Genomic DNA, 13,925 nt, shown 5'->3' on the forward strand with positions numbered 1-13,925 from the left:
CATCATGGAAGCCAGCCGCCTCATCTACATGGCGAACCAGATCGCGCGGAATTTCGAAGCGTTGGGCCACGATCAGGCGGCCCTCGCCACCGCCGACCATATCAAGATGTATTGGGATCCGCGGATGCTCGCGGGCATCAAGGCCGTCGACCCCGCCGACATGTCGCCGCTCGCCGCGCGCGCCATCGCCATGGTGGATGGGCCGGTGCCGCACATGACGCGGGCCACCGAATTCGCGAGCGCGGATGAGAACGATCCTGGCTACAACGACGCCGGCTGACCTCGTCGCCCTTCGACCGGATGGCTCCAGCCGTCCGGTCGCGCGCCCTTTTGCGCCGGAAGTGCCGGTCGCGCTGGAATATAACGGCCTTTCCTATGCCGTAATGATGGCCAGTCCGTTTGATCTGGACGACTTCATCACCGGCTTCGCACTGACTGAAGGTCTGGCTGCGCAACCGGGCGATGTCACTGGCATCGATATCGTCGAGACCGATCTCGGTTGGATCGCGCGTGCGACCATCACCTCGCTGGCGCTCGAAAAGCTTGAAGAGCGCGTGCGCACGCGCGTGGCCGAGTCGAGTTGCGGCCTGTGCGGCATCGATAATCTGGAAGCCGTTTCGCGCGCCCTCCCCCCGGTCGCCGCGCATGCGGCGCTCGCACCGGCGGCGATCTTCGCGGCGCTGGACGCCTTGCGGGCGCATCAGCCGGGCAATCGCGCCACAGGCGGGATGCACGCCGCTGCCTTCGTGGCACCGGATGGGGCGATCCTGATGGCCCGCGAGGATGTCGGCCGGCACAATGCGCTGGACAAGCTCGTCGGCGCCATGGCCCGCGCAGGGCAGACGATGGACACAGGCTTCGTGCTCTCCACGGCACGATGCAGCTACGAGATCGTGGAGAAGACGGTTCGGGCCGGCGCCCACACCCTTGTGACCATCTCGGTCCCAACCAGCATGGCGGCAGCGCGGGCCGAGGCTGCGGGCCTCTCGCTCTATGCGCTGGCCCGGCCGGATGAAGTGCTCCGCGTCACGGCGGGCTGACCGTCTCGCCCCCCTGCCCTCGTCACATCAGTCAGTATCTGACGATCCGCCGCCCCGCATAGAGGGGGCGGCGGACCCAGATCTCAGGCCTTGGCCTCGGCTTGCGCAATCGCATCGCCATCACGCATCGGCAGCAACAGCAGCATGAAGATGGCGCACACCGAGCCCAGGCTCATGATGAGCGACACGGTGAGCAACTCGCCCTTGCCCAGTACGTCAAAGAGCAGCCCGGCGACGATGGGCGAGCCAGCCGCGCCAGCGCGCCCCACGCCGAGGACGAAGCCCGTACCCGTGGCCCGGGCATAAGCCGGGAAGCCCCGCGCGAAGGCGGCATAGAAGCCCACAATGGCCGCGTTGAGGAAGAACATCGACAGGAATGCCGCCACGCGCCATTCGCCAAGCTCACCATGCCCCATGCCGAACCATGCCACCGCGACCACGCCGGCAATCATCATGGCAATCGTCGGCCCCTTGATGTCCCACTTCTTGAGCAGGAAGCCGAACAGACCGCCGCCGATCGCACCGCCGATATTGGCCCAGGTGAGCGTGCTGGCGGCATCCGCCTGCGAGAAGCCGGAATCCGCGACGATCTGCACTGCGAACTTGAGGATGTAATAAAAGGTGAGCGTGTGGAACATGTAGCCGAAGGCCAGCAACCAGGTGACCTTGCGCAGGCCCGGCTTGGACAGGATGTCGGTCACCTTGGGCTGCGGCCCCTCCGTGCGCAATGGCGGCAACGCCTCAATGGTCCGCTTGCGCAGCGCGCGAAGCGAGCGGTTGACCTTTTCGATCGCGTTTGAGGGCCTGCGCGCAGCGTAGAATGCGGGCGTCTCCGGCACGAGGAAGAAGACAAGCGGTATCATGATCGCGGTCACCACGGCGCCGAACATGAACACCGCGCGCCAGTCATATTCCACCAGCAGCCAGCTTTGCGCGGCAAAGCCGCCAACCACGCCGCCGATCGGGTAGCCAATGACGTAAAGCGCCATGGCGAGGCTGCGGGAGGATTTGCTGGTCGATTCCGCCGTCACGGCGTTGGTCGCCGCCAGCATCCCGCCGATGCCGAGGCCGGTGACGAAGCGCCATACCGTCAGGAGCGTCACGCCGGTCGCGGCATGGGCCAGATACATGCCGATCGCCATGACGAAGAGGCAGATCAGCATCGTGTCCTTGCGGCCGATGCGGTCTGCGACACCACCGAGGATGACCGAGCCGAAGCCCATACCGACCAGCTCGGCCGAGAGGACGATGCCCAGCGCCGAGCGCGGGATGCCCCATTCCGCCGAAATGCCCGGCGCCGCGAAGGCGCTCGACAGCACGTCGAAACCATCCAGCGCGTTCAGCAGGATCATCAAGACCACGACAATCCACTGCCGAACGGACATCGGCGACTCATTAATGATCTCAACAGGATCAGACGATGACATGGTTGGGCTTTCCTCTCCAGGCAGTGGACCGCATCGGCGATCTCACAGGCCGAATCTACTCGTGAATACGGCGCAATAACTCGATGAGCAACGTGGCTTCTTTCTTGGTGAAACGGGACTTGAGCCATTGCTCATGCTCGTCGATGCAGCGCCGCGCCTCGCTAAGGGCCGCCTGCCCGTCCGCAGTCAGCGTGAGCGTCTGCCGGCGCCGGTCCAGCGTGGACGCGCCGCGCACCAGCAGGCCGCGCGCTTCCAACCGGTTGATGATCGCCATCGTCGTCGCCCGGTCCATTTGCAGACGGCGGCCGATATCGGCCTGCGCGATGTGCGGATGATCGCTGATCAGCCAGAGGACGGAGACCATCTTCTGCGTCAGGCCAAGCTCGGAAAAAGTCTCGGTGAAATGGCGGTAGGCCGCGCCATGGGCAAGGCGGATGTGGAACCCGATAATGTCGTCGATCGCGCCGATATCGTCGTCGATCTGCGCGGGCGCAGGCGATGGCGTCGCACTTCCACCACCCTTGGCGGCCACAAGAGGACGTTGACGTGCGCGTGCTTCCAAAATCTTTACCCCCGAGAACCGGAACGGTTCGGCCATTGATTAAGCAATGGGAATTGCCCAATTGGTATGCATAGCATACAAACCTGCGCAAGAGGAGCAAGCTATGGCGCAATTCCCCAATACCCCCGCTTTCACAGGTTTCAACAGCCCGTCGCGCATCGAATGCGACATTCCGAATCTCGTGCACGAGGGCACGATTCCGCCGGAGCTGAATGGCGCCTTCTTCCGCGTGCAGCCGGACCCGCAATTCCCCCCCCGCCTGGGCGATGACATCAGCTTCAACGGCGATGGCATGATCACGCGCTTCCACATTCATGATGGCCAGTGCGACATCAAGCAGCGCTGGGCCAAGACCGCCAAGTGGAAGCTGGAGAACGAGGCCGGCAAGGCGCTCTTCGGCGCCTATCGCAATCCGCTGACGGACGATGAGTCCGTCAAGGGCGAGTATCGCTCGACCGCGAACACCAACGCCTTTGTGTTCGCCGGCAAGCTCTGGGCCATGAAGGAGGACAGCCCGTCCCTCGTCATGGAGCCGGACACGATGGAGACCATCGGCTTCGAGAAGTTCGGCGGCAAGATGACCGGCCAGACCTTCACCGCGCACCCCAAGATCGACCCGCACACGGGCAACATGGTTGCCATCGGCTATGCCGCGAGCGGCCTGTGCTCCGACGATGTGTGCCTCTATGAGGTCAGCCCTGAAGGCGAACTGGTCCGCGAACTGTGGTTCAAGGCGCCCTATTACTGCATGATGCACGACTTCGGCGTGACCAAGGATTATCTGGTCCTGCACATCGTGCCCTCGATCGGCAGCTGGGAGCGCCTCGAGAAGGGCCTGCCGCATTTCGGCTTCGATACCACCCTGCCCGTCTATCTCGGCATCATTCCCCGCCGTGACGACGTGAAACAGGAAGACATCCGCTGGTTCAAGCGCGACAATTGCTTCGCGTCGCATGTCATGAACGCCTATCAGGACGGCACCAAGGTCCACATCGACGTGCCGGAAGCGGCAAACAACATGTTCCCCTTCTTCCCGGATGTGCATGGCGCGCCCTTCAACCCGCAGCAGGCGGCGAGCTACCTCACCCGCTGGACGGTCGACATGGCGTCCAACAGCGACGAGTTCGATAGCGTCACCCGCCTCACGGAGACGTCGGGCGAATTCCCCCGGATCGACGACCGCGTCACCGGCCTGCCCTATCGCTATGGCTGGATGCTGGAGATGGACATGAAGCGTCCCGTCGAGCTCAAGGGCGGCAGCGCCGGCGGCTTCCTGATGAACTGCCTGTTCCTGATCGACCACCAGACCGGCAAGGAGCAGCACTGGTGGTGCGGCCCCACCTCCTCGTTGCAGGAGCCGGCCTTCGTGCCCCGCTCCAAAGACGCGCCGGAAGGCGATGGCTGGATCGTGCAGGTCTGCAATCGCCTGGCCGACCACAAGAGCGACCTGCTGATCTTCGAAGCGCTGGACATCGAGAAGGGACCGGTCGCCACGATCCATATCCCCTTCGCGCTGCGCTTTGGCCTGCACGGCAACTGGGCCAGCGCGGACCAGATCGGCCTGGAACGCGAAGCCGCCTGACCCTAGCGATCATCCAGCCACAGCCCCGGCCCGCGCTCATGCGTGCGCGCCGGGGCTGCTGCCTCACACTTCAAGTCTCAAGGAAGCACGTTCATGATTCAGCCCGGCCTGGAATTCGTCTATGAAGCCGGCGGCGATCTCGGCGCGCCGGTGCCGCTCGGCAACACCGTCGATGGCACCCGCCGCATCATCCCCATCTTCGAGGGCGGCCGGGTCGAAGGCCCGCTCATCAAGGGCAAGCTGCTCGGCAATGCCGCCGACTTCCAGCTCACCCGGCCGGACGGCGTCACCGTCGCCGACGCCCTTTACGCGCTGCAGACCGATGACGGCGTCGTCATCCAGATCCGCAATCGTGGCCTGCGCCATGGCCCGCCCGATGTGATGGCGCGACTGGCGGCAGGCGATGAGGTCGATCCGGCGGATTATTATTTCCGCACCGTGCCGGAATTCATCGCGCCGGAAGGAAAATATGACTGGATGAACCGCAGCATCTTCGTCTGCTCGGGCGCGCGCTACAAGGCGGGCATCAAATTGTGGGTCTGGCGCGTCACCTGATCCCCAAGCGCCCCGCCCGCCACCGGTTGCGTAGCGGGGGTGCCGATCCCATCTTGGATCGATGACCAAACTCAGCTTCCTCGACCTCGTCAACGTTGTCGAAGGCGAGAGCGCCGGCGATGCGATCAAGCGCGTCGGCCCGCTCGCCGCCCATGCCGAAGCGCTCGGCTATCATCGCTACTGGATCGCCGAACATCACGGCATGGCCGGCGTGGCAGCAGCGGCCACCGCGCTCATCATCGCCGAGGCCGGGCGGGCGACCAAGACCATCCGCGTCGGCTCGGGCGGCATCATGCTGCCCAATCACTCGCCCTATATCATCGCCGAGCAGTTCGGCACGCTGGATGCACTCTTCCCCGGCCGTGTCGATCTCGGCCTCGGGCGTGCACCGGGTGCGGACGGGCGACTAGTCCGCGCCATCCGCCATGACACCCGGCAGGAGGCCGAGGAGTTTCCCCGCAGCGTGGTGGAATTGCGCGCTCACTTTACCGGCGAGCCTGACCTCGGCCTGCTCGCCGTGCCCGGGCGCGGTGCGCAGATCGACATGTGGATTCTGGGCTCCAGCCTGTTCGGCGCGCGGCTCGCGGCGGCACTCGGGATGCCCTACGCCTTCGCCTCACATTTCGCGCCCGATCTGCTGGATGAAGCGCTGACCATCTATCGCCGCGATTTCCGCCCGTCCGCCTCTCTGCGCGAACCCTATGCGGCGGCGGCGATGAGCGTCGTCGCTGCCGACACGGTGGCGGAGGCGGAATATGTCGCCAGCTCGATGATGCAGAACTTTGTCGCGCTGCGCACCGGTCGCCCCGGCAAGTTGCCGCCGCCGGTGGAGAATTATGTCGCGAGCCTCGATCCGTCGCTCAGCGCAATGCTGGGGCATGTCATGCAATGCAGCGCCTTTGGCACCGCCGATGATGTCGCGCGCGGCCTGCGCCAGTTCGTCCAGCGGACGCAGGTGGATGAGGTGATCGTCCACAGCCCCGCCTTCGATCCGCAGGCCCGCACCAAGTCGCTCACGCTGATCGCGCAAGCCTTCCATGAAATGACCGAAGCCGCCTGACGCGCAGGCGGCCTCGTTTTCCGTTCAGCATTGATGCCGCACGCCGGCCGGTTCAGGCCGGTGCGAGTTCCTTCGCGTCTTCCAGGATCATTTCCGATCCCTTCTCGCCGATCATGATCGTCGCGGCATTGGTGTTGCCGGAGACGATCTTGGGCATGATCGAGGCATCGACCACGCGCAGGCCCTGAACGCCATGGACGCGCAGGCGCGCATCGACCACCGCCTTGGGGTCGCTGCCCATGCGCGCCGTGCCGACGGCGTGATACAGCGTGCCGCCGGCGACCTGCGCATAGAAGAACATCTGATCGTCCGTCTCGCCGAACGGATCGGGGCCGGCCAGATATTTGGCGATTGCCGGCTGCTGCCAGATTTCGCGAATAATCTTGAGCTGCGTGACGGCCATCTGCTGGTCGATCGGGTCCTGCAGATAATTGGGCGTGATCTTGGGGGCCTGCGTGCCATCGGGTGAGCGGGCGTGGATGTGCCCGCGCGATTCCGGGCGAAGCTGGCAGGGGTTGGAGGCCATGCCCGGCTCCTTCTCCAACGCCAGCTGCTGCTTGGCGTTCAGCACTTCCAGATCCATTGACGCCGCCATGGTGTGGATCTGGATGTCCGGCGTCTCCAGCCCTTCGCGCGACCGCAGGAAGGTGCAGCCATGCGCCACAGCGTAGGAGAGCAGGCCCTTGCGGGTCATGCCATATTTGAGCACCTGGCCGATCAGCGGCAGCCCGCTGGCCATGGAGTTGACCGACGGCGTGCCCGGCTTCAGCCGCGCCTGGCAGCCAATCATATAGTGGTCCTGAAGGTTCTCGCCGACGCCGGGCAGCTCGTGCACCAGCTTCACGCCCAGCTCCCGGACGACCCCGCCCTGCCCGATGCCGGAGATTTCCAGCAGCTTGGGACTCTCGACCGCGCCGGCGGCAAGGATCACTTCCTTGCGCACCTTCACGCGGCGCAGACGACCATGCTGGACGAACTCAACCCCCACCGCGCGCTTGCCCTCGAAGAGGATGCGCGTCGTCATGGCGCGCAGTTCGACCGTGAGATTGACCCGATCCATGACCGGATGGAGGAAGCCCACCGCCGTCGAGCAACGCTTGCCGTTGCGCGCGGTCATCTGGAACCAGCTCGTCCCTTCCTGATCGCCGTCGTTCAGATCATCCTTATAGGCATAGCCGGCCTCGACGCAGGCATCGATGACCGCCTTGCTGATCGGGTGATGCTCGGGGAAGTCGGAGACAGCCAGCTCACCGCCCTGCGCATGACATTCCATGGCGCCACGGGTCTGGTCTTCGCTCCTCTTGAAATAGGGCAGCACGTCGTCCCACGCCCAGCCCTCATTGCCCATCTGGCGCCAGCCATCATAGTCAGCCGACTGGCCGCGCACATAGAGCATGCCGTTAAGCGAAGACGAGCCGCCGAGCACCTTGCCCTTGGGCCATTTGTGGGGGCGACCGCCTGAGCCCTCGTCGACCTCCGTCTCATACAGCCAGTTGACCTTGGGGTCATTCAGCGTCTTGCCGAAACCGATCGGGATATGGATCATCATGTTGGAGCGGAACTGGCTCAATTCCCGCGTCGGGCGGTCATCGCCGCCAGCCTCGAGCAGGACGACTTCCGTGCCCCGATCCGCCGAGAGCCGGTTGGCGAGAACGCATCCCGCGCTACCCGCTCCGACGATCACGTAATCGACAGTTCTCTCGTCCGTCATGCTCTTGTCATCCTCTCATTGCACCGCGCACGTCCCCCGCGCGGCTCGACTCAGTTCTTATGACACAAAGCGCCATTTCGAACAAAGTCAACAATGAGAGGATGCTGAGCAGGTCAAAGCATCAGACAGGCTCCCCTGCATCCCGGGCGCGGACCAGAATGAGGCTCTCGTCCTTGCGGATGCGGGTGAGGAGAATGATGAGCAGGATGATGATGGGAATCGCCATCCAGTTGACGCTGAGGATCGCGGTGCGCAGATCACCCGTGGCATCCGAGATCATCCCGACCAGATAAGGCCCCATGCCGAGGCCGAAAATGGTGGAGATGATGAGATAGGTGCTCGCGGTGATGCCGCGCATGCGGGGCAGCACAAGTCCGTAGATCAGCGAGTAGAGCGGCGGCATCCAGCAGGTGAGGATGACGCTGTAGAGGACGAAGCGGCTGTAGAAGCCGAACGCATCCGGCGCATGATAGGTCCAGACTCCGATCAGTGGCGAGACGCCGAGCGCGAACAGCGTGAGATACACGCGCCCGGTCGCCGGCATGGACTTGTCGAACCAGTCAGCCAGAGGCCCCGAAATCATCGGGCCGATCACGCCGATCACCAGCGAGAGCAGGCCGAAGGTGACGCCTGTTTCTGCGGGCGATGTGCCATAGGTCTGCATGATGAAGGCGGGCGTGAAGCCCATGATGCCGTAATTGATCACCGTCTGCAGCGCGCCGACCGCGATGGCGATCATCAGCGCGGGCGAGCGCACCGTCACCTGATAGGTCGGCGGATCGGCAAGCGCCAGCCGCTGCAACAGGTTGAAGATCACGATGATGCCAAAGCCCATCACACCCCATTGCAGGATGTGGGGATTGAGCGGCACGCCACCGAAATTGAGCGCCGGGCGCGGCGAGAAAGCCGAAGCCAGATGCACGAACAGCGTCATCAGGCCGACCACGAGCACCATGACGCCGATATTGGCGGTCCAGTGGCGGGCACTGGCCTTGCTGGCGGCGAGGCTCAGCAAATTGGTGCCGGGCGTCACTGCACCGAGCAGCGCGAGGCTCGAGCGGAACGGCGCCGGATCGGGCCGGGACGCGATGCCATCCATCGCGCCGCGCTGAGGCTCCTTGAGGTGCCATAGCAGCAATGCGAGCAGAAATCCGGGCACCGAGGCGACCAGGAACGCGAACTGCCAGCCGGCAAGGCCCAGCGGCGCTGACTGAGCGGAAGGATAAAGCCCTTCCCACCAGCCCGCCGCGACCCCGCCGACCACGTTGGACATGCCAAGGCCGACGGCAATGGAGGCAGCAATCGTGCCCATCACGAGACCGCGCCGATGCTTAGGGAAATAATCGAACAGCAGCGATGTCCCCGCCGGCGACGTCGCTCCCTCGCCGATCCCGACCCCGAGGCGGGAAATGGCAAGCATCGCAAAGCCGCTGGCGAAGGCAGCGAGACCGGCGGAAAAGGACCAGAAGCCGATGGCGAGAGCCAGAATGCGCGTGCGAATCCAGCCATCCGACAGGCGACCGAGCGGCAGGGAAAACAACGCATAGAACAGCGCGAACACCGTTCCGTACAGCAGCCCCAGCTCGGCATCGCCAATCTGCAGGTCCGCCTTGATGCGCGGCGCGAGAATGGCGAGGATGTTGCGATCCAGCAGCGACATGGCGTTGGTGAGAGCCACCAACGCCAGCGCATACCAGGCGGTGCCGGTCACCCGGCCCGACACCGGCGGGGTCGTCACAGGTTGAAGACCCGCTCGGCATTGGTCTGCATCAGCTTCTTCTTGGCTTCTGCAGAAATGTCGAGATTGTCGTGCGTACGCACCTCATCGGCGACATATTCATAGGGATAATCCATCGCGTACATCACCCGGTCCTCACCGAGTTGATCGATGCACAGCTTGATCGCCAGCGGACAGGCCATGCCGCTGGTCGTCACGCAGACATTGTTGCGCATGTAGTGGAACAGGTCGTGGTTGAGCGGCTTGAGGCGCTCATAGCGCTTCGAGCGGACGCCAGCCTGATGCATGTAGTTCATGCGGAACAGCCAGTAGGGGATCGCCTCGCCGCCATGGCCGACGCACACGGTCAGGTTGGGATAGCGGTCGAACACGCCCGTCGTCAGGATGCGCAGCAGATGATAGCCAGTCTCGACACCGAAGCCAAAGATCGCGCCATCGAGGCCAGCCTCGACCATGCCGGCGATCATCGCATCCGGCGGCGATTGCGGGTGGATGTACAGCGGCAGATTATTGTCGGCGCAGGCCTTCAGGATCGGGTCGAACTGCTCTTCATCCAGATAGTGACCCTTGGTGTGGCTGTTGACCATCACGCCCTTGAAGCCCAGCTCGTTCTTGCCGCGTGCGATTTCCTCGACGGACCACTGCACGTCCTGCGGGACGATGGAGACCATGCCGACATAGCGCGACGGGTGGCGTTCGCAAGCGGCCTTCAGAACGTCGTTGGCATTGCGGACCAGCGTCTTGGCTTCATCGGTCTCGAATGCCTGTCCACCGGGCGATGTCAGAGAGAGAATGGCGACGTCGATTCCGGTCTCGTCCATCGCCTGGATGCGCAGATCGTCCAGATCGAGCAGCCGATCGCGAATGAACTGGGTCCGCTCGGAAGGCGAGGTGCCGTAGAAACCCCAGAGCGACGTGGTCGCCTTGTCGGCCCGGCCCTCTTTGACCAGCTTCAGAAAGGCGTCGAGCTGTTCGGCCGTCGCGAAAGCCTCTTCGGTCGCGATGCGAAGATAGCCGCGATCGCCGCCGGTGTTGAGCGCGTGAGTCATGTTACTCTCCTGAGAAATGGGGAAAGAAAGCCCCGGCGCCTGCACGGGCACCGGGGCTTGTATTCTGGATCAGCCTTCGTGGACGACCTTGGTCACGAGGCAGGCATGGAGGCCCTCGGGGCCATCCTCATGGCCGTGGCCCGACCACTTGACGCCGCCAAAGGGCGAGTCCGCACCGCCGATGGCGACGCTGTTGACGCCGAGCATGCCGGTCTCGACTTCCCGCGCCACGCGGCGCTGCAGCTTGACGTCGTCCGTCCAGCTGTAAGCGGCGAGACCATAAGGCAGGCGATTGGCCTCCGCGATCATGTCGTCGACCTTGCCAAACGGGTTGATCAGCGCGACCGGACCGAACGGCTCCTCGTTCATGATCTCGGCATCGAGCGGGATCTCGCTAAGCACGGACGGGGCATAGAAGAAGCCCTGATTGCCGATGCGCTCGCCGCCCGCATTGAGCTTGGCACCACTGCTGACAGCGCCGCCGATGAGGCGCTCCATGGCGTCCGGGCGACGCTCATTGGCCATCGGGCCCATTTGGATGCCATCCTCAAGGCCGTTGCCGACCTTGAGCGCCTTGGCACGGCTCGCGAACCCGTCACGGAACCGCTCGTAGACATTTTCCTGCACGATGAAGCGGGTTGGCGAGACGCAAACCTGGCCGGCGTTGCGATATTTGTGGCCGACCATGACGTCCAGCACGCGGTCCACGTCGACATCGTCGAACACCAGCACCGGGCCGTGACCACCGAGTTCCATCGTGGTGCGCTTCAGGTCTTCGGCCGCCAGCTTGGCGAGGTGCTTGCCGATCACGGTCGAGCCGGTGAAGCTGAGCTTGCGAATGATCGGCGAGGCCAGCAGGTGGCGCGACACCTCATCGGGCACGCCGAACACGGCCTGCGCGACGTCCTTGGGCAGGCCGGCATCGAGCAGGCACTGCAGCACGCCGAGCGCGGACGCCGGGGTCTCTTCGGCAGACTTCATGATCACCGAGCAGCCCGCCGCGATCGGCGCGCCCAGCTTGCGGCCAGGATTGCCGAGCGGGAAGTTCCAGGGCGAGAAGGCCGCAACCGGGCCGACCGGCTCGTAGGTCACCGTCGAGCGCATGCCGGCCGGGCGCACCAGAGCGCGGCCATAAAGGCGCGAAACCTCGCCGGCGTAGAAATTGAACAGGCCGGCGACCATCATTACTTCGATGCGGGATTCAGGCAGGGTCTTGCCCTGCTCCATCGTGGCGATGCGGGCCAGCGTCTCCTGCCGCTCCATGAGCAGACGCGCTGCGCCGGAGAGCACCGCAGCGCGCTCCTGCGCCGTCGAGTTGCGCCAGCGATTGAACCCGCGCTGCGCGGTTTCCAACGCGCGGTCGATATCCGCCGTGCTGGCCAGCGGCAGCTCGCCAAGGGTCTCGCCCGTCGCAGGATTGACGATGGTCTGCGTTCGGCGATCACCGCCGGTCACGGCCTCGCCATCGATGATCATGTGCAGGGCAGGATAATTGGTCATAGCCATCCTCTCGGGACTCTCAGCAAAACAGAGTGACGCCGGACCAAAGCCCGGCGTCGCGCAATATCCCCTGTGAGAACTCAATGATGAGTCGTCAACTCCCCGCAGGCATTGCTTTGCTCACAGCCGCAACTTCTGCTGCCTCCAAGCGCTCGATTTCCTCACGATAGGGCTTGCAGGCACGCCACATGCTGATCGTGGCGAGCGGCAGCAGCACGAGCGCGGTGATGAAGATCGCCTGCCACAGCCGTGCCTCATCCCGCACGACATATTGCGCCACCACACCGATCACGAGGCTGCCCATCGCGCCGAAGAAGGTGAACATAAACAGGTACAGCGCCGTCACCTGCCCGCGCATGGCTTGCGGCGCGACGCGCTGCACGGCGGCATTCTGCGCCGGCGCGCCCGCAAGGCCGAAGAGCGTCGCCACAGCCATCGCGCCCATGGCGAGGTGCCCGGTCGGCATCAGCGGCGCGGCCAGCGTGCAGATGGTGACCGCGGTGAAGCAGATCGCCGCCGTGCGAACGTTCGCATCCTTATACTTGCGGCCGAACCACGAGACCATCAGGCCACCGAGCACGAGGCCGGCAAGCTGCGCGACCAGAAGCATGGGCGCGAGCACCGCGCCAATCTGCGCCTCGTCCATGCCATAGGTCCGCACGAGGAAAGGCACGCGCCAGAAGCCGATGCCCTGGCTTTCCGTCGCGCTGAGCGCCAGCGCGATGAACAGCGGGTAATAGACCATGCCTTTCGCCTGAATGCCGCGAATGGCGTCGAAGCCCATGAACGTGGCGATCTTGCGGCCGAAGCTGGCTTTCTGAGGCACTGCGATCGGGTCGGCCACAGCCGCCCGCCGCGCCGGCTCCTTCACCAGTAGGAACAGCAGCGCCGCCGGGAAGGACAGCAGGCCGAGGCCGATCAAGATCCACTGCCAGTTGAAGATGCGCAGGCCCCACACATAGCTGGTATCCCAATGCGATACCGCGCCGATCATCATACCACCGAACAGCACGCCAAGCGTGGTGCCGCCGATGAAGCCGAACTGCAGCAGCGCGAAGGCAATCGGGATTTTCTTGGGCCGGAACATGTCCACAATGAGCGAATAAGAGCCGGGGCCATGCGCCGATCCACCAGCGCCCAACAGCATCCGCGCCGCGATGAACTGGCCGAAGCCCTGCGCCAGACCGCTGAGCATGGTGACGCCGCCCGTCACCGCCGCGCTGATCGCGAGGATCATCTTGCGTGGATAGATATCCACGAGCCGGGCCAGCGGAATGCCGACGAAGACGTAGAAGATGATGCTTGCCGGACCACCCAATATGCCAAGCTGCGTATCGGACAGGCCGAAATCGACCTTGATCCGCTCCGCCAGCATCCCGAACACGGTAGCATCGAAGAAGCTCAGGAAGGTGGCGATGATGATGACAGTCAGCGCGAAATAGGCCCGCGGGCTCGAGGGCCATTGCTGCGACGCGGCCCCAGCATCGTCGCCCGGCACGGAGTGTGCCGCCTGAGGTGCCATTGCCATGTCGTGAATTCCTCTCTGCTCGCCCTGGCGCCGCACCGGTTCCATTTCCTGCGGCTCGTTATCCTGCCAGTTTCAACCGCTGAGATTGATTCTGTCCAGCTTTAATTGCGCATGCGAGGCTCCTCGTCTAACCTCTTGCGAGCCTGCGCCATGGCGCAGGCAGAGGAGAGGAC

At 64.3% G+C, this 13,925-nt stretch carries 12 protein-coding genes; 5 read left to right on the top strand and 7 right to left on the bottom strand.

Translation table 11 applies throughout. The features are described from left to right. The first annotated feature begins 4 nt into the window (after nt 1-4). Together M2342_RS10755 and fdhD are read left to right on the top strand one after the other, a co-directional pair. Nucleotides 5-280 (top strand): formate dehydrogenase subunit delta, encoded by a 276-nt coding sequence (locus tag M2342_RS10755; RefSeq protein WP_264573033.1) that lies wholly within the window; start codon nt 5-7, stop codon nt 278-280. Continuing rightward, nucleotides 246-1,040, top strand: a complete 795-nt coding sequence (fdhD, locus tag M2342_RS10760; RefSeq protein WP_264579076.1) for a formate dehydrogenase accessory sulfurtransferase FdhD — start codon at nt 246-248, stop codon at nt 1,038-1,040. The genes M2342_RS10755 and fdhD overlap by 35 nt, the downstream gene beginning before the upstream one ends. An 83-nt stretch (nt 1,041-1,123) precedes the next feature. On the opposite strand, the gene M2342_RS10765 is transcribed toward fdhD, so the two are convergent. Both M2342_RS10765 and M2342_RS10770 read right to left on the bottom strand, forming a co-directional pair. Beyond that, the gene (locus tag M2342_RS10765; RefSeq protein ID WP_264579077.1) at nt 1,124-2,425 is read right to left on the bottom strand and encodes an MFS transporter; all 1,302 of its coding nucleotides are present in this window, start codon (nt 2,423-2,425) and stop codon (nt 1,124-1,126) included. 97 nt (nt 2,426-2,522) lie between these two features. Then, nucleotides 2,523-2,999 carry a MarR family winged helix-turn-helix transcriptional regulator gene (locus M2342_RS10770; protein ID WP_264579078.1) on the bottom strand — a complete coding sequence of 159 codons (477 nt, stop codon included), beginning with the start codon at nt 2,997-2,999 and terminating at the stop codon, nt 2,523-2,525. Between the two features lie 133 nt (nt 3,000-3,132). Here M2342_RS10770 and M2342_RS10775 point away from each other — a divergent pair, with 133 nt between their 5' ends. The 3 genes from M2342_RS10775 to M2342_RS10785 all read left to right on the top strand — a co-directional run bounded on the left by M2342_RS10775 (nt 3,133) and on the right by M2342_RS10785 (nt 6,226). Then, nucleotides 3,133-4,611 carry a carotenoid oxygenase family protein gene (locus tag M2342_RS10775; RefSeq protein ID WP_264570600.1) on the top strand — a complete coding sequence of 493 codons (1,479 nt, stop codon included), beginning with the start codon at nt 3,133-3,135 and terminating at the stop codon, nt 4,609-4,611. A gap of 93 nt (nt 4,612-4,704) precedes the next feature. Then, nucleotides 4,705-5,166, top strand: coding sequence for a DUF3237 domain-containing protein (locus tag M2342_RS10780; RefSeq protein WP_181559904.1), 462 nt, complete (start codon nt 4,705-4,707; stop codon nt 5,164-5,166). 61 nt (nt 5,167-5,227) lie between these two features. Further along, nucleotides 5,228-6,226, top strand: coding sequence for an LLM class flavin-dependent oxidoreductase (locus M2342_RS10785; RefSeq protein WP_264579079.1), 999 nt, complete (start codon nt 5,228-5,230; stop codon nt 6,224-6,226). A gap of 52 nt (nt 6,227-6,278) precedes the next feature. Here M2342_RS10785 and M2342_RS10790 read toward each other — a convergent pair whose 3' ends face one another. The 5 genes from M2342_RS10790 to M2342_RS10810 form a co-directional block, all read right to left on the bottom strand. Next, on the bottom strand, nt 6,279-7,937 hold the full coding sequence (locus tag M2342_RS10790) for a GMC family oxidoreductase (RefSeq protein ID WP_264579080.1): 1,659 nt from the start codon (nt 7,935-7,937) through the stop codon (nt 6,279-6,281). A gap of 121 nt (nt 7,938-8,058) precedes the next feature. Next, nucleotides 8,059-9,675 (bottom strand): MFS transporter, encoded by a 1,617-nt coding sequence (locus tag M2342_RS10795; RefSeq protein WP_264579081.1) that lies wholly within the window; start codon nt 9,673-9,675, stop codon nt 8,059-8,061. Continuing rightward, nucleotides 9,672-10,724: an amidohydrolase family protein gene (locus M2342_RS10800; RefSeq protein ID WP_264570604.1), complete on the bottom strand. Its 1,053-nt coding sequence runs from the start codon at nt 10,722-10,724 to the stop codon at nt 9,672-9,674. The genes M2342_RS10795 and M2342_RS10800 overlap by 4 nt, the downstream gene beginning before the upstream one ends. A 69-nt stretch (nt 10,725-10,793) precedes the next feature. After that, nucleotides 10,794-12,224 (bottom strand): NAD-dependent succinate-semialdehyde dehydrogenase, encoded by a 1,431-nt coding sequence (locus M2342_RS10805; RefSeq protein ID WP_264579082.1) that lies wholly within the window; start codon nt 12,222-12,224, stop codon nt 10,794-10,796. Between the two features lie 94 nt (nt 12,225-12,318). Further along, nucleotides 12,319-13,752 (bottom strand): MFS transporter, encoded by a 1,434-nt coding sequence (locus M2342_RS10810; protein WP_264579083.1) that lies wholly within the window; start codon nt 13,750-13,752, stop codon nt 12,319-12,321. Between the last annotated feature and the right edge of the window lie 173 nt (nt 13,753-13,925).

The sequence above is a fragment of the Sphingobium sp. B8D3A genome (genome assembly GCF_025961995.1).
Lineage (GTDB): Bacteria > Pseudomonadota > Alphaproteobacteria > Sphingomonadales > Sphingomonadaceae > Sphingobium.